The sequence below is a fragment of the Nitrosomonas sp. genome (genome assembly GCA_031316255.1).
In the GTDB taxonomy this organism is placed as follows: domain Bacteria; phylum Pseudomonadota; class Gammaproteobacteria; order Burkholderiales; family Nitrosomonadaceae; genus Nitrosomonas.
Genome location: JALDQW010000001.1, coordinates 3,713,327 through 3,737,323 on the forward strand (window position 1 = coordinate 3,713,327; position 23,997 = coordinate 3,737,323).

General features: G+C 45.1%; 22 protein-coding genes, 1 tRNA gene and 2 pseudogenes. 10 read left to right on the forward strand and 15 right to left on the reverse strand.

All coding sequences use genetic code 11. The features are described 5' to 3' along the window. Positions 1 to 2: 2 nt before the first annotated feature. Positions 3 to 1,004, reverse strand: a complete 1,002-nt coding sequence (locus MRK00_16540) for a phosphotransferase (GenBank protein ID MDR4518978.1) — start codon at positions 1,002 to 1,004, stop codon at positions 3 to 5. A 238-nt stretch (positions 1,005 to 1,242) separates the two neighbouring features. On the opposite strand from MRK00_16540, the gene MRK00_16545 reads away from it, so the two are divergent. The 5 genes and pseudogenes from MRK00_16545 (at position 1,243) to MRK00_16565 (ending at position 6,166) form a co-directional block, all read left to right on the forward strand. Further along, positions 1,243 to 1,539, forward strand: a complete 297-nt coding sequence (locus tag MRK00_16545) for an accessory factor UbiK family protein (GenBank protein MDR4518979.1) — start codon at positions 1,243 to 1,245, stop codon at positions 1,537 to 1,539. Positions 1,540 to 1,617: 78 nt separating this feature from the next. Next, positions 1,618 to 3,123, forward strand: coding sequence for a YifB family Mg chelatase-like AAA ATPase (locus MRK00_16550; protein ID MDR4518980.1), 1,506 nt, complete (start codon positions 1,618 to 1,620; stop codon positions 3,121 to 3,123). A gap of 165 nt (positions 3,124 to 3,288) precedes the next feature. Continuing rightward, positions 3,289 to 4,302, forward strand: coding sequence for an IS110 family transposase (locus MRK00_16555; protein ID MDR4518981.1), 1,014 nt, complete (start codon positions 3,289 to 3,291; stop codon positions 4,300 to 4,302). A gap of 622 nt (positions 4,303 to 4,924) precedes the next feature. Beyond that, positions 4,925 to 5,773 carry a hypothetical protein gene (locus tag MRK00_16560; protein MDR4518982.1) on the forward strand — a complete coding sequence of 283 codons (849 nt, stop codon included), beginning with the start codon at positions 4,925 to 4,927 and terminating at the stop codon, positions 5,771 to 5,773. Between the two features lie 240 nt (positions 5,774 to 6,013). Beyond that, positions 6,014 to 6,166: pseudogene (locus MRK00_16565) on the forward strand (IS21 family transposase). A 49-nt stretch (positions 6,167 to 6,215) separates the two neighbouring features. Here MRK00_16565 and istB (MRK00_16570) read toward each other — a convergent pair. From istB (MRK00_16570) to istA (MRK00_16580), 3 genes are read right to left on the reverse strand one after another with little or no spacing between them, the layout of a single operon-like run. Further along, the gene (gene istB / locus MRK00_16570) at positions 6,216 to 6,962 is read right to left on the reverse strand and encodes an IS21-like element helper ATPase IstB (protein ID MDR4518983.1); all 747 of its coding nucleotides are present in this window, start codon (positions 6,960 to 6,962) and stop codon (positions 6,216 to 6,218) included. Next, on the reverse strand, positions 6,952 to 7,848 hold the full coding sequence (locus MRK00_16575) for a hypothetical protein (protein MDR4518984.1): 897 nt from the start codon (positions 7,846 to 7,848) through the stop codon (positions 6,952 to 6,954). Before MRK00_16575 ends, istB (MRK00_16570) begins: the two co-directional genes overlap by 11 nt. A 17-nt stretch (positions 7,849 to 7,865) precedes the next feature. Continuing rightward, complete coding sequence (gene istA, locus MRK00_16580) at positions 7,866 to 8,447, reverse strand: IS21 family transposase (GenBank protein ID MDR4518985.1); 582 nt, start codon at positions 8,445 to 8,447, stop codon at positions 7,866 to 7,868. 172 nt (positions 8,448 to 8,619) lie between these two features. On the opposite strand from istA (MRK00_16580), the pseudogene istA (MRK00_16585) reads away from it, so the two are divergent. Beyond that, positions 8,620 to 9,963, forward strand: a pseudogene (istA, locus tag MRK00_16585) (IS21 family transposase). Next, positions 9,956 to 10,783 (forward strand): IS21-like element helper ATPase IstB, encoded by an 828-nt coding sequence (gene istB, locus MRK00_16590; protein ID MDR4518986.1) that lies wholly within the window; start codon positions 9,956 to 9,958, stop codon positions 10,781 to 10,783. Before istA (MRK00_16585) ends, istB (MRK00_16590) begins: the two are co-directional and overlap by 8 nt. Before the next feature lie 1,079 nt (positions 10,784 to 11,862). On the opposite strand, the gene MRK00_16595 is transcribed toward istB (MRK00_16590), so the two are convergent. From MRK00_16595 to MRK00_16615, 5 genes are all read right to left on the reverse strand, one after another. Continuing rightward, positions 11,863 to 12,495, reverse strand: coding sequence for an HIRAN domain-containing protein (locus tag MRK00_16595; GenBank protein MDR4518987.1), 633 nt, complete (start codon positions 12,493 to 12,495; stop codon positions 11,863 to 11,865). Positions 12,496 to 12,499: 4 nt separating this feature from the next. Beyond that, positions 12,500 to 13,039, reverse strand: a complete 540-nt coding sequence (locus MRK00_16600; protein ID MDR4518988.1) for a glutathione peroxidase — start codon at positions 13,037 to 13,039, stop codon at positions 12,500 to 12,502. Positions 13,040 to 13,775: 736 nt separating this feature from the next. Beyond that, the gene (locus MRK00_16605) at positions 13,776 to 14,471 is read right to left on the reverse strand and encodes a transposase (GenBank protein MDR4518989.1); all 696 of its coding nucleotides are present in this window, start codon (positions 14,469 to 14,471) and stop codon (positions 13,776 to 13,778) included. Positions 14,472 to 15,311: 840 nt separating this feature from the next. Next, entirely contained in the window at positions 15,312 to 16,730 is a 1,419-nt protein-coding gene (locus tag MRK00_16610; protein MDR4518990.1) for a GTPase/DUF3482 domain-containing protein, read from the reverse strand. Positions 16,731 to 16,736: 6 nt separating this feature from the next. Further along, positions 16,737 to 18,122, reverse strand: coding sequence for a DUF2868 domain-containing protein (locus tag MRK00_16615; GenBank protein ID MDR4518991.1), 1,386 nt, complete (start codon positions 18,120 to 18,122; stop codon positions 16,737 to 16,739). 186 nt (positions 18,123 to 18,308) lie between these two features. Between MRK00_16615 and MRK00_16620 the strand changes: the two genes are divergently transcribed. Further along, complete coding sequence (locus MRK00_16620; protein MDR4518992.1) at positions 18,309 to 19,010, forward strand: type 1 glutamine amidotransferase; 702 nt, start codon at positions 18,309 to 18,311, stop codon at positions 19,008 to 19,010. Between the two features lie 21 nt (positions 19,011 to 19,031). Here MRK00_16620 and MRK00_16625 read toward each other — a convergent pair whose 3' ends face one another. After that, the gene (locus MRK00_16625; GenBank protein MDR4518993.1) at positions 19,032 to 20,039 is read right to left on the reverse strand and encodes a metal-dependent hydrolase; all 1,008 of its coding nucleotides are present in this window, start codon (positions 20,037 to 20,039) and stop codon (positions 19,032 to 19,034) included. A 179-nt stretch (positions 20,040 to 20,218) separates the two neighbouring features. Between MRK00_16625 and MRK00_16630 the strand changes: the two genes are divergently transcribed. Continuing rightward, a tRNA-Thr gene (locus tag MRK00_16630) sits at positions 20,219 to 20,294 on the forward strand. Between the two features lie 35 nt (positions 20,295 to 20,329). On the opposite strand, the gene MRK00_16635 is transcribed toward MRK00_16630, so the two are convergent. The 5 genes from MRK00_16635 to MRK00_16655 all read right to left on the reverse strand — a co-directional run bounded on the left by MRK00_16635 (position 20,330) and on the right by MRK00_16655 (position 23,054). Next, the gene (locus MRK00_16635; protein MDR4518994.1) at positions 20,330 to 21,142 is read right to left on the reverse strand and encodes a site-specific integrase; all 813 of its coding nucleotides are present in this window, start codon (positions 21,140 to 21,142) and stop codon (positions 20,330 to 20,332) included. A gap of 77 nt (positions 21,143 to 21,219) precedes the next feature. Next, positions 21,220 to 21,549: a helix-turn-helix domain-containing protein gene (locus tag MRK00_16640; GenBank protein ID MDR4518995.1), complete on the reverse strand. Its 330-nt coding sequence runs from the start codon at positions 21,547 to 21,549 to the stop codon at positions 21,220 to 21,222. 25 nt (positions 21,550 to 21,574) lie between these two features. Further along, positions 21,575 to 22,003, reverse strand: a complete 429-nt coding sequence (locus tag MRK00_16645) for a conjugal transfer protein TraM (GenBank protein MDR4518996.1) — start codon at positions 22,001 to 22,003, stop codon at positions 21,575 to 21,577. Further along, positions 22,000 to 22,731 (reverse strand): conjugal transfer protein TraL, encoded by a 732-nt coding sequence (locus MRK00_16650; GenBank protein MDR4518997.1) that lies wholly within the window; start codon positions 22,729 to 22,731, stop codon positions 22,000 to 22,002. The genes MRK00_16645 and MRK00_16650 overlap by 4 nt, the downstream gene beginning before the upstream one ends. Continuing rightward, positions 22,731 to 23,054: a TraK family protein gene (locus MRK00_16655; GenBank protein ID MDR4518998.1), complete on the reverse strand. Its 324-nt coding sequence runs from the start codon at positions 23,052 to 23,054 to the stop codon at positions 22,731 to 22,733. The genes MRK00_16650 and MRK00_16655 overlap by 1 nt, the downstream gene beginning before the upstream one ends. Positions 23,055 to 23,470: 416 nt before the next feature. Here MRK00_16655 and traJ point away from each other — a divergent pair, with 416 nt between their 5' ends. Next, the gene (gene traJ, locus MRK00_16660; GenBank protein MDR4518999.1) at positions 23,471 to 23,884 is read left to right on the forward strand and encodes a conjugal transfer transcriptional regulator TraJ; all 414 of its coding nucleotides are present in this window, start codon (positions 23,471 to 23,473) and stop codon (positions 23,882 to 23,884) included. Positions 23,885 to 23,997: the final 113 nt, after the last annotated feature.

Sequence of the window (23,997 nt, forward strand, 5' to 3'; positions counted from 1 at the left end):
TTTCAGAAGGTATAGCCAACTTTTGATTCCGATGCGTTATTGCCCAGTTCATCGAGCAAATCGAGCAGGGGACGTAATTCATGATAACGTTTGCACGCTTTGCGCAGATAATTCATGACCAGCGGCATATCATCCAGATAGGCGTTCTTGCCATCCCGATAGCACAAGCGCGCAAAAATGCCGAGCACCTTGACATGACGCTGCACACCCATCCACTCGAAATCACGGTAAAAATCACCAAAATCAGACGCCACAGGCAATCCAGCGCGGCGCGCTTTTTCCCAGTAACGGATAGCCCAGTCGAGAATGCATTCTTCATCCCAGGCAATATACGCATCTTTTAACAACGATACCAGATCGTAGGTAACTGGGCCCACTACGGCATCCTGGAAATCGAGAACACCGGGATTCGGCGTTGTCACCATCAGGTTACGCGAATGATAATCCCGATGCACGAAAACACGCGGTTGAGATAAATTGTTTTGAACAATTCGTGTAAACACCTGCTCGAGAACTGTTTTTTGTACGGCGCTCAGGTCAAGTTGCAAATGCCTGGCGATATACCAGTCAGGAAAAAGACTCAGCTCAAAACGCAAAAGCGCTTCATCATACTGCGGCAAATCATCGAGGTGTCGTGTCAACTGCATTTTGATCAACGCATCCGTCGCCTCAGAATACAGATGATTTGCTTCTTTGGGTTGATCTGTCAATGCCTGCAGATAGGTTAAATCACCCAGATCGGACAACAACAAAAATCCCTGTTCCAGATCCTTTGCCCGTATTGTCGGAACATTTACAGCCTGCTCGAGTAATTGCGCCACATGCACGAACGGGGCGCAATCTTCCTGCGGTGGCGGCGCGTCCATGGCGATAAATGTATCATTATCTGAAATGACGCGAAAATAACGCCGGAAACTGGCATCCGCAGATGCCGGTTGCAATGTAAACAACATTTCAGGATATTGCTGTTGTATCCAGTTTTCAAGGTGTTGCAAACGATTCATGCTGATTATTAAAATGTTTAAAAATTTCTGAGGATGACCCTGCCGTCAAATCCTGTTACGATCAAACCGTTGATATTTTAATATTCAGAAGTGGAACAGCAGTCCATAACAGTAGATAATAGCAGTACTTGACTGAAAAACACCCGTCATCGAAATCGTAATGACGGTAATGGGATTTTATCACGTCGTATTCATTCCCAACCTACCAGAAGTCACAATTTATATCATGGAGAAAAATATGCTGAATAAAAATGTCATTGAGGAAATCAATTCCAAAGTCAGTGAGATACTGCAAAACAGTCCTGCAAAGGATGTTGAGAAAAATATGCGCGCTGTGCTATCTAGCGTTTTCTCCCGTCTGGATTTGGTCACACGCGATGAGTTTGACATCCAGCAGGAAGTGCTGCAACGAACCCGCGAAAAACTGACTCAACTGGAAAGCAAAGTACAGGAACTGGAACAACAACTCGGCTTGTCCAAGCCAGAAACTAAGCCAGCTTCAGATACCGGAACGGCACAAACCAGTTCAACATAACAGCATGGATGCAGATATCAGGCCTTCCATCGCTGCATTAATGAACCCGCGCACAAGAAATGCGCCCATGCTTCCCAAATGCCTCTAGCTGTTTTATACAGCCGCGCACTTTCTGGCATGGATGCGCCACTGGTTACGGTTGAAACGCATATCGCCAACGGCCTGCCAAGCTTCACTATCGTCGGCCTGCCGGAAACCGAAGTCAAGGAAAGCAAGGATCGTGTCAGGGCGGCACTGCAAACCGCGCATTTTAAAATCCCGGCGCAACGCATTACAATCAATCTCGCCCCTGCCGATTTACCCAAAGAAAGTGGCCGCTTTGATCTGCCGATTGCTTTGGGCATTCTGGCCGCATCCGGTCAAATCCCTGTCGACAAACTCGATCAGTATGAATGGGCAGGAGAGTTGGCGTTGACCGGTGAACTGCGCCCGATTCATGGCGCATTGGCCATGACCTACAGCGCATCCCAATCAGGCCGCAGTTTTGTTCTGCCGCACCAAAATGCATCTGAAGCTGCGCTGGTCAAAAAAGCACATGTTTATGCCGCGCACTCATTATTGCAGATTTGCGCCCATCTCACTGGAGACAAACCATTAGCCATTTATAACTGCACTCCCGAACGGCAAAACCATACCCCTGATTACCCGGATATGGCGGAAGTCAAAGGACAGGTTCAAGTCAAACGCGCTTTGGAAATTGCCGCAGCCGGAAATCACAGCGTACTGATGACAGGCCCGCCTGGCACCGGAAAATCCATGCTTGCCGCACGGTTTCCCGGCATACTGCCACCCATGTCTGAAGTCGAGGCATTGGAATCCGCCGCTATCCAGTCTCTCAGCCACGGCAGTTTTGATATCGCCAACTGGAAGCGTAGGCCCTACCGCGCGCCACACCATACTGCATCCGGCGTAGCGCTCGTAGGTGGCGGCAGCCATCCCCGTCCCGGAGAAATCTCGCTGGCGATGCATGGTGTGTTGTTCCTGGATGAACTCGCCGAATTTGACCGCAAAGTGCTCGAAGTACTGCGAGAACCACTCGAATCCGGAAAAATAACCATCTCCCGCGCGGCGCGTCAGGCCGAATTCCCCGCCCGTTTCCAGCTTATCGCCGCAATGAACCCCTGCCCTTGCGGCTACCTGGGCCATCCTTCCGGAAAATGTCACTGCACCCCCGACCAGATCACACGCTATCGCGGAAAAATTTCCGGACCGCTACTGGATCGCATCGACCTGCAAATCGAAGTCCCGGCGATACCGCAAGATGAACTGATGCGAAAGCAGACATCGGGAGAAAAAAGCGAAACGATTCGGCATCGCGTGGAAAACGCTTATCATCTTCAAACCAGCCGGCAGAAAAAAACTAACAGTCAACTCAGCGTCAAGGAAATCGACCGGCACTGTGTACTCGACACCGTCAGCGAAAACCTGCTCAAACAGGCTATCAGCCGCTTGAACCTGTCCGCCCGCGCATACCATCGCATCCTTAAAGTGGCACGAACGATTGCGGATTTAGCGGGTGTAGATCAAATCAGCAGCCAACATATTGCCGAAGCGATTCAGTATCGAAAGATGGACAGGCATTAGCAAAAATGATGGGGAAAATTCTTTTGCTGGACAGTATGTCGTAATGCAAGACCTGACACCTTTTTGCTGCACAAGACCTGATAATCATCTAGCCGTCCCCCGCCCCAGCGGTAGCTGGAAAGGATAAAGTTAAGGTACGAACCAACTTTATCGACGGAGGACGAGATGTTATTTTGCGGCATAGACCTACATTCAAACAACAGTTTTATAGTAATAATTGATGAAGACGACCGGGTTGTGTACAGCAAACGGCATGGCAACAATATGGTTGAAATTCTTGAGGCTATGTCGCCTTATCGGGACGAAATATCCGGCATTGCAGTTGAGTCAACTTTCAACTGGTACTGGCTGATTGATGGTTTGCAGGAGCGGGATTATTCAGTGCATCTGGTCAACACCGTGGCGGTCAAGCAATATGACGGGATGAAACATCGCGGCGATGAATCGGATGCCAGGCACTTGGCACATTTGTTGCGGCTGGGCTTGTTGCCGGAAGGCTACATCATGCCCAAAGACAAGCGTGCGATGCGCGATCTGGCGCGAAAGCGCATGCAACTGGTACAGCAACGCAGTGCGCAGATTATTACAATCGAATCGGCGATGCAGCGTTATACCGGGGCGCGCGCCAACAGCAACACGATCAAACAACTGACTGAGTCCGATTTAGAACAATTGAATCTTGGCTCAACCGAAATACTCGGATTGCAAACCAATCTGGCCGTCATGCATGCACTACAAGACCAGATTGGCCGTGTTGAAGCTGTATTGGAAAGTTATTGCCGAACCGATCCCGCTTTTCGGTTACTCAAAAGCACCGCAGGTATTGGCGATGTGCTGGCGACAGTCATATTACTTGAGACTGGAGAGATCGAGCGGTTTGCAGATGCTGGTAACTATGTTTCTTACTGCCGTTGTGTCGGCAGCGCACACCTGTCCAACGGTAAGAAAAAAGGCAGTGGTAACACTAAAAATGGCAACCGCTATCTGGCGTGGGCGTATGTTGAAGCGGCCAACTTTGCAGTACGTTATTGCGAACCGGCAAGAAAGTTTTACCAGCGCAAAAAAGCCAAACGCAACGGTATTGTTGCCATCAAAGCAGTTGCGCATAAACTGGCGCGCGCCTGTTATCACATGTTAAGAACAGGAGAAGTATTCTCTGTAGAACGCTGTTTTGTATAGTATAGATTTGGCGATGGCCGGTTAAGCCAGCATAGGGGTTGGATATCGAGCCACCGGACCTGATTGGACGCCGCGCCATCCGCCATTGCTGACAGTTTGACTGAAGTGAATCGCCCGGATTGTAAGCCAGAAAGGGTTGGCACCTATTGGTAGCCACAGACTTGAACAAACAATTGGATACAAGACGGCACTGAGATGCTTCCGGGGCAGCGTTGCTGCCAGGGTGAAACAGGATTCTGTTCTCACTTGATCCAGATGGGTGACTGGTGCGATTTGCATCACCAAAAATATGAAGCAACAGGCGCGAAATTTTCAGCAAAACTGTTTTGTAATGGTGTTATTGAGGATTAATGTATCGCCGTAAGGCGAGTATTTCGTTCGGACTATTGACTCAGGACGGCTAATGGGTGACACCTTTTTGCTGCAATTGCGGATTTAGCGGGTGTAGATCAAATCAGCAGCCAACATATTGCCGAAGCGATTCAGTATCGAAAGATGGACAGGCATTAGCAAAAATGATGGGGAAAATTCTTTTGCTGGACAGTATGTCGTAATGCAAGACTTAATGGTACCTTTTTGTAGGTACCTCTTCGTAGAAGTTAATATTATTTTTTTATAGTGTATGAATAAAATTCGTGATAAAAGTAACCCGACTACATTATCAGTAACTGTAGTTGTTGCTGCTATAGCTGTTTTTATGGCACCAGGTTCCTATGGTGTGCTAAGTATCATAATTTCTTTTATTCTAATTTCTTTCATATTTTGTTATGAATTGCCAAAAAAACGTACTGAAGGTCAGAGAATCCTATTATCTTGTGTATTTAGCTTTTCTGTGCTTCCCGCGATTGGCTTTATTATGGAGGTCTATCATAACCCTGTCGGTATCTATAATTCTCATTTCGATAATCATTCAAAAGTAAATGAGCTTTATTTGCTTATATTTTGGTTGATTTTTTTCTTACTTTTCTATGCTCATGATAAATTTTTTATAAAGCGATGTATTCAGCCTATGTATGAGATAAAGAAATTTGAATTTGAAAAGGCATATGAATCTATGAGATTCTTTTTGGATTATCGTCTTAAAGTATTCGGTTTTTTTTTAACTGCTAATGGCTTATTAATTGCTGCGGTATTTGTTCATGCTAATGATTCTTTAGGTAAAGTTGCTTTCTCTCTATTAGCTTTTGTAATGGGATTGATTATCTGTTTTATCGATAAACGTTTAACATATTTGGCACATAATTATCGAAAAATAGTTATTCGTACGGCATCTGATATTGGGGCATATAATTTACATGGCCTTTATGAAAAGGCCATAAATGTAGGTATAAGTCATACTAAATTATTTAATTTTATTGTTAAGCTAGTAATAGTCGCTTGGTTTTTAATTTTTATTATTTTCTTATTGAAAGCGGTTTTTAATATATCTTGGATTCAAGTAATAAGTGCAATTAACTTACATGGCAAGTAAATCAACTTGCCGTCCCAAAATAATTCGTCTGGTGATTTCTATCCTCTGCTTCTGCATGGTCGATTATTGACTCTATCCATGACATGCTCAATCTGTTCGTCAGTCACCTGATTGAATGTAAATAGCGGAGTAAAAATGTACCACTGAAGCGCACAAGATTTTGCGAATATCGCGGAATAAAAGTGTGCCAGTCTGATGCCTGTAAGCTGATGCGTTTAGCACCAAGTGAAAGGCGAAAGGATGTATTCAGTGGAACTATATGTAAAAATACGACGGGCGGTGATGGTTGAAGGCAAAAGCGAGCGAGAAGTCGCGCGTTATTTTGGTATTCACCGCGAGACTGTTAAGAAGATGTGTCAATATGCGGTACCGCCAGGTTGTCAATCGGCATTGAAAATTTTCCAGTCATCGGCGTCGAAAAGTTTCCACCTTGTTTAGTTGGTTAATTGGTTTTTATACATTGTTTTCGATGTTTGAAACGGTAAGAATCATTGCCGGTTTCCAGGATGTCGCAATGATGTGTAATACGGTCTAACAATGCAGTGGTCATTTTGGCATCGCCAAAAACCTGCACCCATTCACTGAATTTCAGGTTGGTCGTTATAATGAGTGAAGTGCGCTCATACAGCTGGCTGATCAAGTGAAACAGGAGTGCGCCACCTGATTCCGGGAAAGGCAGATAGCCCAGTTCATCAAGGATGACTGCGTCAATCTGAATGAGCCTTCTGGCCAGGTGTCCGGTTTTATTCAGTTGTTTTTCCTGCTCCAGCAGGTTAACCAAGTCCACAGCGTTGAAGAATCGAATGCGTTTGCCATGATGAATAGCGGCAACGCCCAGTGCTGTGGCCAAATGGGTTTTGCCGGTACCGGTGCCACCGACCAGGATGAGGTTATGTGCATCATCCATAAAAGCAGCCGTTGAGAGCTGTTCTATCTGTTGGCGTGAGAGTGGCGTTTCATTCCAGTCGAATTTCACCAGGTCGCGGTGGATTGGAAACTTTGCAGCCTTCATCTGGTATTTCAGGCTGCGTAGCTGGCGTTCGGCTATTTCGGCATTGATCAGTTGGCTTAATACGGTTTCCGGCGATATTTGCTTGCGTTGCGGCATTTCAGCGCTTAACTCAGACCAGGCGTCGCTCATGCCATACAGATGCAATGCTTTGAGTTGGGTAAGCAAGTCAGTGGACATGGCGGCTTCCAAGCAAATGATCGTAACGCTGGAAATCGGCCAGCGGTTCAGTGGTTAGTTGTAAGGTATCGCCGGTATTCAATGTCTTGGAACGAACTGGTTCAATCAAACGCCGTATAGCATTCTGCAACACACTGGCATTGACAACACCGGATTCCAACGCCAGTTCACAGGCTGTCTCAAGTGCATCAAGACCGGCTTCGCGGGTCAATAACAACAGATCAACAAAAGCGCGTTCATTTTTATCTTGCTTCTGAAGTTTCTCACGTACGTGACGGATCGATTCCGGTAGTTCCCAGTTCTGGAATGGCGCGCCGTGACGGATAGCACCGGGTTTCTTCTCCAGCACGGGCAAATAATGCCATGGATTACAGATCAGCTGATCGCGCAGGAAATTGCGTTGATGCGTCGCAATCGCTTTTCCCTCCGCCACAATATCAAGATGACCGGCAAATACTCTGACCGAAACCACCTTCCCGGACCATTGGGCCGGTACACTGTACTGATTCCGGTCAACACGCACCAGGCAGGTTCTGGAGACTTTCATCAGGTGCTCAACATAACCGGCAAATGGTGTTGTGATTTGCCGCAATAACGGTTGTTCCTGCTGAAAACATTCCGCAATGGTTTGTGCAAAATCAGGATGCTTCCTGTTTGACAGCTCATGACAACGCTGCGCCAGCCAGCGGTTTAAGTCATCCAGCGTTGCAAACTTTATGCGCGGCGTGAACAGCCATTCTCTGACATTACCCACCTGATTCTCTATCTGACCTTTCTCCCAGCCGGCCGCCGGCGTGCAGGCAACCGGTTCAAACAAATAGTGATTCGCCAATGCCATAAACCGCCGATTAAACTTTCTCTCTTTGCCCATCAAAACCGCATCCACAATTGTCTTGGGATTGTCTAAACCATCTGCAGCGGCACGCCACCAAAGAACGCAAATGCACGATTATGCGCATCCATCAGCATCTCCTGCGCTTCCCTGAAATAAGCGACGACAAACATCTTGCGGCTGTAACACAAACGAAAATGCGCCACCTTGACGACTTGTTCCCGCCCACCCAGATCAACAACTTCCTGACTCCAGTCAAATTGACAGACTTCACCGGGTTTAAACGCTAAAGGAACAAACGTTTGCCTGGGTGCCGGGGTATCCTTGTTCTCTGCTTTCCACTGCTTTACAAAACGCCGAACGCTGTCATAAGCGCCTGTATAACCTTCAATTATCAAACCTTCATATAATCGCATTGCTGTTCGACGCTGCTTTTGCGGTAGCAATGCCTCTGTTTCCAGCCAACTGGTCAATAACGCTTTAAATTCTCCTAGCTTCGGCGCACATTGCGTTTGACGCCGATATTCCGGTTCAGCCTCCGTCTTTAAATGTTTCCTGACTGTAGGACGGGACAGCCCCAATGAACGGGCAATTGAACTGATTTTTTCTTTACTGACAAAATGTCGCCTTCTGATTTCGGCAATTATATCCATCTCTATCACTCCAAAGTTCTCCAGCAAAATGCCGGTAATTTATCATCTCAGAGTGGAAACTTTTCAACGCCGATTTTCCGAAAATTCTGGTAAGTTTTACATGCCGATTTACACGCCAGGTTACCGGCGCAAGAGTTCTCCTGCTTCACCAAAGCTAGCCGCTTTCACTGGCATTATAGATGCCATTCTTGAAGCTGATAAAACAGTTCATCCCAAACAACGTCATACGGCAACCCGGATATTGGAGCGATTGCGCGATGAACATGGATTCACTGGCGGCTATACCATTGTGCGTAATTATGTTTATAAAGCCAAGATTCAGCAGAAGGAGATGTTTATGCCGCTGGTCCATTTACCTGGCCACGCTCAGGTAGACTTTGGCGAAGCTGACGGTTATATTGGTGGCAAGCTGGTACGGTTTCATTATTTCTGTCTTGATCTGCCACATTCGGACGGCTGCTTTGTCAAAGCCTATCCGACGGAAGATACCGAATCCTTTCTGGATGGGCATGTTGCTGCATTTGCGTTTTTAGGTGGTGTGCCGCAATCTATTTTATATGACAATACCAGGCTCGCCGTCGCTAAAATACTGGGTGATGGCAAGCGTAAGCGGACTAAAGCATTCAGTGAACTGCAAAGTCATTATCTGTTTGAAGACAAATTTGGACGTCCAGGGCGGGGTAATGATAAAGGCAATGTTGAAGGCATGGTTGGTTTCAATCGTCGCCATTTCATGGTGCCGTTGCCGATAGCTGATAATTTTGATGCCTTGAACACCAGGTTGCTGGACGGTTGTATCAAACGCCAACAAGCTAAGCTACGTGGGCAAACTGAAACCATTGCTGAGCGTATGAAGCGTGATGCTGCTGCACTCATGGCATTGCCTGCAGCTGAGTTTGATGCATGCCACAAGATTTCGACTCGTGTATCTTCTCTGTCTCTGGTGCGCTATCGAACCAACGACTACTCGGTACCCACTCAGTACGGTCATCGGGAAGTGCTGGTCAAAGGTTACGTTGATCATGTTGATATTTGTCTGGGTGCGGACACCATTGCACGACATCAACGCAGCTATGGCCGGGAAGAATTCATCTATAACCCGCTGCATTATTTGGCATTGCTGGAACAAAAGCCGCGCGCATTGGATCAGGCGGCGCCCCTCCAGGATTGGGTGCTGCCCGAAGTATTTGATCGTTTGCGCCGATTGCTTGAAGCGCGGTTGGAACGGCGTGGTCGCAAGGAATATATCCAGGTTTTGCGGCTACTGGAGAATTTTAGCCAAGCGCAAGTTGAACATGCGATAAAAAAAGCGATTGATTTGGGTTCAATTGGATTTGACGCGATCAAGCATCTGATTCTGTGTGCAATTGAACAACGGCCAGCGAAACTCGATCTGACGTGTTACCCCTATCTACCCAATGCCAATGTACTACCCACCGAACCTAGGACGTACTTAAGCCTGTTGCAAATATCCGAAGCAACTCAAAAACCTGTAATGGAGAGTCATTATGAATGAAACATCGATTTCCACGACAGTTACACCACAGGTTTTGCTGGAGAATCATTTCAAGGCATTGAAGCTTTCGACCTTTGCTCGTGAATATGAGAAGGTTGCAATCGAATGCGCAAATGAAGGTGTTGATTACGCGCGTTACTTATTACGGTTATGTGAGCTTGAGCGTATCGACCGTGAGCGACGCAATACTGAGCGGCGTATACGTATGGCAAAATTCCCGGTGATTAAAAGCCTGGATACCTTCGATTTCACTGCAATTCCAGAATTGAATAAATCGTTGGTATTAGAGCTGATGCGCTGCGAATGGATTGACAAGCGTGAAAATGTCATTGCATTGGGGCCTTCGGGCGTTGGCAAAACGCATACAGCGTTAGCTTTAGGGCTGGCCGCTTGTCAGAAAGGTTTGAGCGTTGTCTTTAAGACGGCCGCAGCTTTGGTACATGAATTGATGGAAGCGCGTGATGAGAAACGGTTGCGTCTATTGCAAAAACAGCTGGCTAACACCAAATTGTTGATCATCGACGAACTGGGTTATGTGCCATTTACTGCAGTAGGCGCAGAGCTCTTGTTTGAAGTGTTTAGTCGCCGTTACGAACATGGCGCCACCCTGGTCACATCGAATTTACCGTTTGACGAATGGACAAGTGTTCTGGGGTCAGAACGATTGACCGGCGCACTGCTGGATCGTTTGACCCACCATGTCCATATCCTGGAAATGAATGGTGAATCGTATCGCCTGGCTGCAAGTAAGAAGCGACAAAAACAATCAATGAATTCCACACTTATAGGAAAGGAGAACACCAAAAAAAATAATGAGTAGTTGGGGAATACACTGCGCTTTATTTCAACCCCGGAATATAAAAAATAAAAGCGCTAAACCCGAGGATTAATTCCTCTTTTTTATTAACTTTACTGGTACACTTTTAACGCGCTATCTGGTACATTTTTGCTCCGCTATTGACAATTGAAATTAGTTCAAACAACCATTCGTGACATGGCTGCCTTATTTCCTACTTGATTGCTGCTGAAAAATCTGCAGAAAAAAATGGCTGGGTAGATAAAGACAGCGAAGAAATACTGAAGGGTTTTAAGGAAAGATTGCGTTCTGATGAAGAGATATAGTTTAACACCAGATTTCAGATTCGTATTTTCGATTACTACTCACTGCAGCCCTGTTACTGTTTAGCAACTTTTTTGTAATCAAGAATACCTGCAATCAGTTTGGATTCGATATCCCAACACCAAAGGGGTCAGACTCCAAAACACCAAAGGGGTCAGACTCGAAAAACACCAAAGGGGTCAGACTCGATTGTTTTGCAAAATTGAGCCATACTTGGCTATGACTCGGCAAGTGACAACGATAAAAAATGGCTCGACTTCCACGATATGACGTTCCCGGTCAACCCCAGCATGTCATACAGCGCGGTATCAACAACAATGGCTGTTGGCCATTTTTTGGCTGTTTTTTGCAGTAAAACATAAGGCAAAAATAAGCATTGCCGCCGGAAATTTCTGAAAAAAGTGTGCAGGCAAGATAAAGAATCCCTGGTTGAAATTATTGTGCTTAAGATCTTTCAGAATATCTTTTTTCAGGGTTGACTATTTAGTTTTTTGCTTCGGCAACTATTCGGCTTTATACAAGGCTCAGGCACAATTAATTGAATTTTCTACTTACGCATCAAATGCCGCAAAACTGGCCGGTATTCCATTCAAGCAGCTTGCCCCATTCGAACTGGCGTGGCTTACAGGGTTCTATTGATGTGTTGTCGCAACTGTCTCCATTGGGATAGCCTTAATTACACGGTGGCACAGTACAAACTACTCAAGTCAAGTAAATCACGCAAATCAGTGCGCTTTTTTGGCACTCGAAAAACATGTTTATCAAGCGCGTTACACTATTTAAAGCGGTTCAATATCAAGCTTTACGTCATAAACATGCTTATTATCATTAACTGTTTCGTTTTTCACGATCATTGCATTGCACGACGTGACTTGATTAGAGATTCCCAGTTCTTCCAGCCTGCGGTGAAAACCGAGAGCCTGGTCACGGTTCAGGTAGCCGACACTCCGGTTATTAATATCGATACGAACAGCGTTGCTATCATAGGGATTGTCGTTGTCCGGTATTAATTGCGCCTTCAGGATACAGGTCTTGAAAAGCGAATCATCATCACGATCAATATTTTCCTGCGCCAATTGCTTGATCGCGCTTTGAAACGATTCCGCCGCGACAGAAAAAGCAAACTGACCAAGTTTCGGCCAGACGTAGTCACCTGCTGTTGTGCGCTCAGTATTCTCAGTCTCATTACCGGATAACGTGGTTTCGCGTTCAGCAGCTATTTTTTTTCTGTTGATAAACATCACTACCGCAACAATGGCTGCTATCGGGAGAATGTGCGACTTATCCACGCCTGCTCCGGCTATCAATCCAACAAACAGGGAAATAACCAGTATTGGCAGGACACCGAGTTCAGTTTTCCGGGTACCCGGTGAATTGGAAGGATCTGAAGAAGAACGGGATTCATCTTCCATCGATTTATGGCTGCAAGGCCTGCTCGATAGCTATCACAAGCGTTTTGTCAAAAGGCGTTGTGTGCGGACTGAATTGAGTGATCAGCTTGCCGTCCCGGCCAATCAGATACTTATGGAAATTCCATGTCGGGTAGGTACCCGATAGTTCAGCCAGTTGCGCATAAAAAGGATGCGCACTCTCATGTTTTACCTTGATTTTCTCAAACATCGGAAATTTGACGCCATAATTCAGGCGGCAGAAATCCTTAATTTCGGTTTCAGTCCCCGGTTCCTGTCCCATAAAATCATTGGATGGAAACCCCAGCACAACGAATCCCAATTGTTCATATTTCTGATACAGCTGCTCAAGTCCTTCATACTGTGGCGTGTAGCCGCATTTGCTCGCAGTGTTGACAACAAGCAACACTTTTCCAGAATAAGCCTCGCACAAATTCACGGTTTCTGTCTGCGCAAGCCTACGAAAATTCTGATCCAGCAGTTTACTGTCGCAGCCAAATACTGGATCCACCAGAAAAACCATCATTAAAAAAAGACAAAGTCGCATTGAGTTACTCCATACCGCTCATTGAACAATCAAATTGAGAAATAATTGTTACATGGCCAAACCAAATGTACATTTTACTTCTAGACAGGCTTACCTGGAATTCGAGGCCACCACTTCTACTGCCACCATACATTTACAATACGCATCTCATAGACCGCTTGAATTCCGGTTGGTGCTTAAAGACTCTCGCACACAAACACACACAGCAAATTTCTTCATTTGGAAATTTTCTCATTGATGATCTCAGCAATAAGTAATCCTAAAATCAACGCCATCACAGAATAAATAATAATTTCTAACCACTCAATCATGCGCCTGGTACCCCTTGTTAATTAATCACACTTTGAAGTTTGGATTCTATGCATATTCAAGTTCAAGATGCAACCTTTTCGGGCGTAGTTCAGCGAGTCAGCTGCAACATCAACTACTAGGCATCTCTAAAAATACCTAAATTAAGCGAATCTGTCCCAGCCGGAGAACGATTTGTTCGATTCTCAATTATTTTTCTGATCAAAAATCTAATTTTTCCTCGATTCAAAGCGATTTTGGATTGTTATCCTCTCGTTTTTTCCCATTTTAGACAATTTTTGACGCAATAATCCTGTCGAAACTGAAGCACCTTTTGCGAATTAACGTCACCACACGCTTTATGTTATAAACGAAGGTTGAGCAAGCCTATTTGTACTTGCTCTCATAAGTCCTATGGTGCGAATAGCAATTCCACCCAGTTCATTCGTCATCGAACCAAATACATGTTCAACCCGTGCGCGCACCTGTGATTTCTTTTTGTTGCCAAACTTTTGCGTGTCCGTGAGTGGATGATTGCGAGCACCTTTTTCGTGAATGCGGCTCGTGTGTCCAGAAGTAGCCAGAATTTCTTCCTGTGCTTCGCTGCGATAGGCTGAATCCGCGTAAACATCAGTCCCTCCCTCTTTAGGGGATTGCAGCACTTCTGCCAAAACCTGGCTATCGTGAACTTCCGCTGATGTAAATTCCCATGGGTTATCAACTTGGTACACTGATCCACATTCACGTGATCTTTGTAACCATAAAACGATTCGTTGTTCTTCTTCGTCCAACGCGCATCAATGTCTTTTTGTGCCAGCTTGTGAGGATTTTGCCCCCATTCAATCGGAATCGCACCTTCCTTGATGATCTTGTTCTCCTCACGCGTATTACGTTGCTTGGGAACCGTCACAAAAGTTGCATCAATGATCTGACCTGACTTCAGCTCAACATCCAGCTCCCGTAAACATTCAGCAAATCTCGCAAATAGCCGTTCAATCAGTTGATTCTCCTTCAACTCCTCCCGAAACGCCCACATCGTTTTTGCATCCGGTACCACCCCCGCCAAATCAAGCCCCAAAAAACGCATGAAACTCAATCGATCCCGTACTTGATACTCCAACCGGTCCTCCGACAGATTATGCATTCTTTACAATACCAGCCTCTTGAATAGCATCACTCGATCAAAAGGCTTGCGACCTGCTGCGCTTTTCCTGAGCTTCGTGGTTGTCGCTTTTAGAAGATCAGCGGATAAATTCCAGTCGATCGTGCGATTCAGTTCTTCTAGCAGTTCTTTTAGCTTGCACAGTCAAAGAAACTAAGCTGCATGTTTGGATTCTATATCAACAAAAATGATTATTCACATTAAGAAACATAATGTTATTACACACCCAACAAGAAAAATAACATTTCTTCCTGGCCTGCCTTAATTTTGTAACTTCGATTTTTAGAGTTGACCTTAAAACATTGCGTTACAAACTGTTTGCCAAAGCAGGTTACATCACAAAAACAGCCGCAGAAAAATTATCAACTTAGCTGTTGCCATGCGGCAATGTGAATGGTTTGAAGGATTATGGGAAAAATCTAGAACTTTTACCTTGTCCGTGAAATTTATCCCCATTTTTACTCCTAAAAAGTTCTAATGAAAATCTGGGTTTAAAATTTCTGGTCATTTCGGACAGCACAAATTCAACTATCTATGATTAATATCAAATGCTTGGAATTGTCTCAGAGACGACTAGCTTAAACCTCGGTTCAGAATGCCTACCCCGAGTTGCAACGTGACCAAACGGCGTTGTGCTTCGTTACTGCGAATCTCAAGCACCATCTCCGAAGGTTTGTCCATCTAATAAACGGTCGGCGGTATAAGTGTCAATTTCCACTCCTATAGAGCTAATCCAATTTCACCATATTGTATCCACTTTGATTAGGCTGCATTGACCAGATTCCGGATTATTATTTTCCATTACTACTCACTGCTGCTCTGTTACTGTTTAGCAACTTTTTTGTAATCAAGAATACCTGCGATCAGTTTGGATTCGATATCCAGATATTGATTATTGTTATTGCGGGATGCAGTAGATTCATACCATGCCGGATTCTGGCGTAATGTGCTGATGAATTTTGACCAGTTGTCGGGCAGTTGCATTTTTTCCGGTGTATCAATCTGCATTGTGTCATAGGCGGCATGACCGCGATGCATCAGTTTCTCAAGCAATTGTTTTTGTCTTAAATACAGTACCTGTAACGTATTTTCATCCACACAAAACCATTTTGTGCCTTGTACCGAAGCCTTTATTTCGTCGCCATAGCGTTTAAAAGTAGACCAGCCTGCACCGGCGATTGCGCCGAGCGCACTTGCAGCGCCCAAACTTAAACCGCCAACCATAAGATCAATGCCTGCGCCGGCTGCGGCGCCCTTTGCAGCCGCACTGCCGACATCCAGACCATAAGCCTTAAGAATGCCGGGCGCAAAAATATCCAGTTGCCATTGACCGTTACTGACCGGAATTTTCTGAATAGCGACGTCTTTTTCCGAAAAATTAAAAATTGACAACAAATCCTTCAGACATTTTTGTTCCGCCTTGCGCACATAATCATGTAACCGGTCTTCACTTAGCGAATCGGTGATTTGACTGGACTTGGATTTTTTGCTTTCACGATAACAGGCCACACTGACGATCAATTCGGCAATACGTTTTGCGCCGGATAAACAAAGCCGTTCCCATACCTTGGCGCGATAATCAATCAATTTTTGCAGATTATCGTAATGCGCCTCTACCAGTGTTTGAATTTTCTGATATAAACGCTTTTCAGCTTCAAAAGTGAACGCAACCGTATCGAACTCCAACGATGTATGAATATTGTAGGTCGCCAGTTGTTCACGCCAGTAAGACAATTCCTGCTTGTGTTCTGCGATAAAATTAAAAACCGGGATAATTGGTTTTGCAGCGCGGGTCAGTATTTCCAGTTCAATGCGGTATTTTTCCAAAAACGGTTCGCGCACATCGATAACGTACAGCAATACATCGCTGCGTAACACCTGGCGGATTACTTTTGCTTCCTGTTCCAGTGGATCGTTTATCGAAATATTGGCGGCAAAATCCTCCAGTATTTTTACAGGCGCAACCGACCTGGATTTCGCACTCATTTTTTTCAAATAGTCAAATAGCGCATGCGTATCTTCCAGTCCGGGTGTGTCATGCAGATTCAGCACAGCCAAATCGCCCGCAGAAATCGTTGCCTGTTCAACATGGCGCGTCGTGCCCGCGGCGTCCTCGATTTCCCCGAATTCGGTGCTTCGCAGCATGGTTCTGATCAGTGACGTCTTACCCGTGTTGGTATGCCCAACAACGGCGATATTCAGCAATGAATGTGAAGCTGGAGATGAAGTATGTATTGCCATGGTCATTTATTGAGTAATAACATGCTCAGCGGGAATTCCACACGCTTCCGCCAAACGGAACCAGGCCAGTTCCCGGCTGTTGGAAACTGGCGCGGCAGGATTTTTATTCAGAAGCAGCAGCCATGGCCTGCACTTTGTGGCGGCAAGAATATCCTTGATGATGCGTTGAACACCGCGATCGGGCAAACGATAAGCCGCTACGCCGATCAACAGTGCGCCGTCCAGTTTTTTAACCAATTCAATTGCTTCTTCCTGTGTCTGCTGGTCAATAATATTCAAACGGCAGGTCACGGAATCCGGCCAGTCAATTTTATCATCCAGTTCAATGCCTAAAGTATGCGCATTTTCGGGAATCGCATTATTGACCGGCGTATGCTGAACTTCAACAGGTTTCGTTCCGGCAAAGGGGTCGGCATCAATTATTTTCGGGGTTGGTTTGCGCGCCATCAGATGTTGACGCAGGTCGATGTAATAAGGCAAATACAAATCGAGTTTAAATCGGTGCTCTGACCATTTCAACAGCATGATCGAAAGGGCAAGCAACAAAAATCGCGGCAACAATCCATAAATCAGCAAGACACCAAGCAGAAATCGAGCCCATGCACTGCGTGTTTGTGCATCCTGCCTGGCTTCTCCCATTCTGCTTGAAGAGATCTGATGGGCATCGGGTATTTCCAGTCCAATCAGTGTCAAAGGTTTGCCCAGCGATTCAGTCAGTCTTGGCAGGCTGCTTTCGGGCAATAATGTTGTTCCCCAGATAAAATTGTATTGTTTGGCCAGCATCAGCAGAATCAACAATACAAGCCCTGCGGCAAGATACGCTATCCAGAATTGATGCGTCAAAACGCTGATGCGCCACTTGCCGACACCACCGGTCAGGCTACTTTCCCACCAGGCGCGCCGCGCAAGCGATTCGGTCGTGTCGTTGTCTTTATTCCTAAAAGGAAGCCAGCTGGCCAATTGCGCAGCGATACCGCTGCTCAAACCCTGTAAATTAAATGCGATGCCAGTGACCCACAATATCAATGACAACAGATTGAATCCCAGCAATACGGCAAGCAGCCAGTAAATATTCAATGTATACAATTCGCTGACGGCATTTCCGGCAGCCAGTGCGCCCAATATTGCCGCGATAGCCAGACAGGCCCACCCGGCGTGCTTGAACTGATCGCGCGGTTTATTAATCGCATCTTCGAGTTCGTTGTCTTGAATCAGGCGGTCTGCGCGTGTAGAAAGCCGTTGTGTAAAATCGGCGTATTTAAAGTCTGCCATTGTCTGATTTTCCATATCCTCAATGCTGGCATAAGACAGTTCCTTAGCCTTCGCAGATTCTATTTTGCGCAATTGCTCAATACGTACCAGATCAGTAAATGGATTTATTTTCACAGACATTGAATAATAAAATTTCGATAAATAAATAAGGCCAACGGGTTTATACGCAGAAAATCATTTCGATCATAAAGGAATCGGGATAAGAAAACATGGGCAAAATTGACATCAGTTATCAGGAGAAAATATGATGAGCGCACATAAAGTACACAGCCGTAAGTTTTTTAATTATTTTCATCAGGAAACCCCATGAAGCCAGTTGCAATTTTCAGATATTTGCCCATTGAAGGCCCCGGCTATTTTGCCACATTTCTCGATAACAATCATATCCCATGGGAATTGATCAAGATTGATGCGGGTGCAAAATTGCCGGCAAACATAGATTCGTACAGCGGACTTGTTTTTATGGGCGGTTCTATGAGCGTCAATGACGATTTGCCCTGGATTGAACCGTCCATGAACTTGATCCGGCTTGCAGTCAGGCATGATGTGCCTTTGTTGGGGCATTGCCTGGGGGGGCAACTGATCGCGAAGGCACTCGGCGGCTTTGTCACACACAATTTATTCAAGGAAATGGGTTGGGGAAACGTAACAGTGGCAGAAAATCAAGTGGCGCGTGCATGGTTTGATGACATTACTGAATTCGAAACTTTCCATTGGCATGGCGAAACTTTTAGCCCTCCTGAAGGCGCAACCTGTATTCTTTCCAGCCCTCACTGCGAAAATCAGGCATTCGCCATGGGTATTCATCTGGGCATGCAATGCCATGTTGAAATGACGGAGCGCATGGTCAAGGATTGGAGTGATGTCAATTTCCAGGAAATCATCCAGATGAATGAACCGGCGGTGCAGTCGCCCGCCGAGATGGAAAAAAATCTGGCCGAACGCGTGGCAAAACTGAACGCCGTTGCTGACCGCCTGTATGCTAAATGGATCTCCGCACTGGAATAGTGTTTCACTTATTAGAGCGACTTAATCCAAATCTCTTCCCATAAGTAATGTTATGAATTTTTCCCTGGTTTCGTTCGACGCATCTCGATATAACGTGTATTTGGCATGACGTTCCGGTTGTGTGGTATCCAGCTCAATGCCCCATAGCGGAGACAGCGTCATCGGTAAATTGGAATAACGCACATCAATCAGTACTTCGGAATGTTCAGTCGAAAGCGCTACCAGACCATCGGAAAATTTTGTAAAACGTTCAATGTCGCCAGCCAGTACGGACGATTTAGGCAAATCACGCATATCCCGCGTCAAATTGAATAATTCAATCGAATCGCCCGGGTAAATACGCGCATCGGAAAACGGACCAATCCGAATAGCGTCGACATATAAACGACCGTCAGTCTGATAAATCGACCGCCAAAGTACTAGGTTGCCAAGTGTTGGCTTAACCAGCAGCCGCTCAATGGAATGATTGCGCTCAACTGCCAGCGTCCTGGCTATATCTTCAGCGCGCTGCAACTGCATCCATCCAAACGACAAGTAAATGGCCGCCAGTAACAATCCCACTCGTGCTGCAGTCACTGTTTTTCTCCTGAGCGCAAAAATAACTGCCACCAGCAGCATTAATGTAAACACCGGATCAATAACGGAAATCATGTTTAGCGCCGTACGTTCATCGCTGAGCGGCCACAACAAATGTGTGCCGTAGCTGGTAAACGCATCCAGCACACCGCTCAGGCAATACCCCAGAAAAGCAAACAAATAGATACGCGCAAAGGGCAGGTGCTTGCGTAAAAATGGCCATAACACTATGGCAGCAATTAACGCGCCAAATGGAACAAAAAAAATCGAATGGGTAAAATGCCGGTGAAACTCGATATTGAGCAACGGGTCGTTTTCTGACTGAATCAGAATATCTGCATCTGCAATAACCCCTGCAAGAAATCCAACTCCAGCGGCAATTCGTGTTTCATCATGCCTTGCTCCAGACTGTGCCATGCTGGCACCCAACAGGCCCTGAGTCAATAAATCCATAGTTTGGTTTTTGAAAATAGAATCAAAAAGATTATTTTTTAATACTGATCATGCATAGTATATATGCATATGCATTGAAAATTGTTTGGGCTTTCATAAAAAGCAGATCATTAATTTGCCCGCTTAACTACAAGCAATTATAATGCTGGGTTACTTGTTATTTCTCGAAGTACTTATATGCTGTTGTAGCTCAGATGGTAGAGCAACTGATTCGTAATCAGTAGGTCCGCGGTTCGATTCCGCGCAACAGCACCAATAATCAATAACTTATAAGCACATCCACATAAGTATTATTTCGATTGTGTCAAATTTGTGCCAGAAAACATAGCATCTACGACACGCGCATGTGCAGCAAACTGAGCTGGCGCTAAATGTGCATATCGTCGAACCATCTCTGCTGATTCCCATGCCCCCATCTCTTGGATGACATTTAATGGCACACCATTTTGGGTTAGCCAACTTGCCCAGGTATGGCGCAAATCATGCCAGCGGAAATCCTCAATACCAGCACGTTTTAGTGCTTTACGCCAGGCTCTGGTATTTACTTGAATAACGGACTTACCTTTATAAGTAAATACTGTTTTAGGATGTTTTCCAATTTGCCTCGCTAAAACATCCATAGCCGTAGAATTGAGTGAAACATGAATCGGTTTCCCAGCTTTTGCTTGATCGCCATGTATCCATGCAACATTGCGCTGCATGTCAACTTGCGACCATTCCAGTTTTGTAACATTTGCTCGCCGCAAACCTGTTGCTAGTGAAAATTGCACAATATCCGCCAAATGCACCGGTAATTCCTGTATGAGCTTATTGGCTTCATCAACACTCAAATAACGTACCCGTCGCTTTGGCTCCCGATACAACTTAATAGTTGGCACTTTATCAATCCATTCCCATTCAAAAGTAGCCCGTCGGAAAATAGAACGAATCAACGCCAACAACCGATTTGCCGTAGCCGGAGTGGTTGTTTTTAACTTTAACTCACCTATCCTGGCAATTTCCTCACGAGTGATCTCATGAAGATATTTGCCCCGGAAAAATTGCTGGAGCCAGCTAATTTTAGAAACATCATCATGCTGTGTTTTTTTGTGCTGCGTTTCCATCAACCACTTGTAAGCAGCTTCATCCCAGGTGTATTTTGGTTTTTCACCAGCCTTCGCAACTCTCCACGCTTCCGCCTTCAGCTTGTCGTGGAATTCCTGCGCCTGGGTTTTGTCTTCTGTTGCAGCAGAGCATCTAATGCGCTCGCCGCTTGGTGCGGTGAATCGAATCCACCACGTTTTACCGCGTTTAAAGAGTGACATAATTTTTTCTCCTCATGTCCCACTTGCAACGCTTGCCGGGTACAAGCATATAACGAGCGAATGTGATCGGCAAGGTCATCTTCAATAAATGCCCAGCGCTTTCCTAATTTGGCGCCGGGAATGATTCCGGCTTTGGCGCGACGGCGCACTTCTTCAGGATGCAGTTTCAGAAACTGTGCCGCTTCGGTTAGGTTTAAGGTTTTCATAAGCCGTCCAACCTTTGAGTAAATGCTATAACAGCGTGAATGAAACAATAACTGTTGAAACCAATACCAAGACAGCAGCCAGTAGATTCATAATGGCCGCCTGCCTGGAAATTCGGGTCAGCTCGCGGATTTCTTGATTGATCGTGATACTAATTTTTTCGCTGATCAACTGTATGCTTTGATCTATTAGCGGGTTATCGCTTTTGCTGGAATGATTTTGCTGTGCATTAATCAGTGCATTCGCTTTTTTGCAGGCATATGAATGCCATTGGTTAAAACTTTCCTGCAGAATCGCTTCATATTTGTTCAACAATTCAGCATGCGCTTTTTCATTCTGTTCCAGCAATACTTCATTGAGTGTATGCATCATCAATACCGGATCATCTTTTGTCAGAACAATGCCGTGTTCTGACGCGATTCGTTTGATCAATGCATCCAGCTTGTCGTTGTTCATGACAAAACCGCAGCCACGTTTTCAAGATTGGTAAACAACTGCCTTCTTATAATGGTTAACCGCTGGCGAACCATGACCGGCAGGGAGCTGTTTTTAAGTGCTTCATCAAACGTAAATTTCGATTGCAGGATTTCACTTAAATCCTTTCCAAATGTTTCCGGTTTGTAATGTGGAATTCTAATGATGGCCGACACGCGGGTTTTGTTATCAAGATACGCTTTCATTTCCTCAAACTGTTTGCCGTTCATGGTGATCTCACCCCAGTAAGGATTAAGCCAGACTACAAACAATGCTTCCTTCGGAAATTGCTTGACGAGATGCACAAAACCGTTAAGTGTATCCAGCAATGCCTGGCTGCCGGTAATTACCGTATGCACAACCAGTTCATGGCCCATATCCAGCAACAATGCGGGAATCTGGTTGCTGATCAGGTAATGCGACATCGGCACAAAAGTGCTCGCACCATTATCGATAATGACATCGGTTTTTGTATTGGCGATGAGTTCGATCAGATCGTCAAACTTCCTGGGATCGATCTCGTCGTTGTTCATGACATTAATCTGCTTAACATTGAGTTTCTTGAAACCATAAAATGTGGCATTGACCGGATCGGTATCGATGCACAAAGGGTTCTTGCCTTTGGCGATCCTATGCTGTGCCAATGTCGATGAGATAAACGATTTGCCAACGCCGCCCTTTCCTTGCAGAATCATATGTATCTTGGCCATTAGATAAGCTCCTCTTTTTCAGTTGCAGAATTAAAACGAAATCCATCCTGATCAGTGGTTGCTGATTTTCCTGTTACAGTGCGCAGCCTTTGTTTACTGTCATCAGCGATATGGCGATTAACCAACGTTCTGAACCACTGGTACGAACATTTAATCTTTCCCTCGTCATGTAACGTGATCCATACTTGGTGCACCGTCCAACCATCCTGTAATGCCTGTTCGATATCCTGCTTCAATGCGATAAATACCGGCAAAAACTGTTTGCCGGTATTTTTGTTCTTGTCTGTAAATAGCGCGATACGTTCTGATAAGGTTTTGGTCATCACAATGTTCTCCGTATCCAATTATTCTTTGGTGAAAATAATTTTTTTGTGTTGCTTTTTGTTTTTTTTGATTTTTCGCTAAAAAAACTTCTTAAGCATTTTCAAGTTTCATTAACTTGCAAAAGCGTTTCTTTCGGTTTCATTTTGTTTCAATCCGTTTCTTTTGCTTTTTTATCCTTTCTTTTTGTTTCAAAAGCACTTTCTTTTACTTGAAAGAAGCTTCTTGAAAGCATTTTTAAAGCAGTTGAAATTATAATATAACGAAAATAAACTGTTTGCAAACTTATAATATAGTGGTAGTATATTTTAAAAAACTAACACAACAGGGCAAGATATGTGGAGATGGCCATCTCCACGCAAACTTTATTCGCAAATATTTTGCTCAACGTTGATCTTGCTCTACGAGGTAAGCGGAAATGACAGTTTTGGAGCGCCAAAGAAGTGATGAAAAACGGAAGATTGTTAATCGAAACAAAGGAACAAAGCATGCAAAGCACACCAAACGTGACAAGCGCCTCAGAGTTCCTGTATTGCCGGAGGAAGAAATGATGATTAAAGCAAAAGCCAGTGAAGCCGGATTAACGATTGCAGAGTATCTGCGCAATCTGGGTCTGGGTTATAGCGTGCCGAGCATCATCGATAACCGGCAAGTGGATGCGTTGCTTAAAATCAATGCCGACCTGGGGCGACTTGGTGGGTTGATTAAATTATGGCTTACCAATGATAAGCGCACAAAATACATCGGCAAATCACAATTACATATGACGCTGGACACAATCCGGGAAACACAAAGTGTGATGCTCAATGAAATCATAAAGCTCAGGAAATGACATTCGGAATAATCAAACTTACTTAAGCCGCTTAAACACCATGATCGCTAAAATCATACCCATCAAATCGATACGCAAAAGCAATTTTTCTGCTTTGGTGAAGTACCTGACCG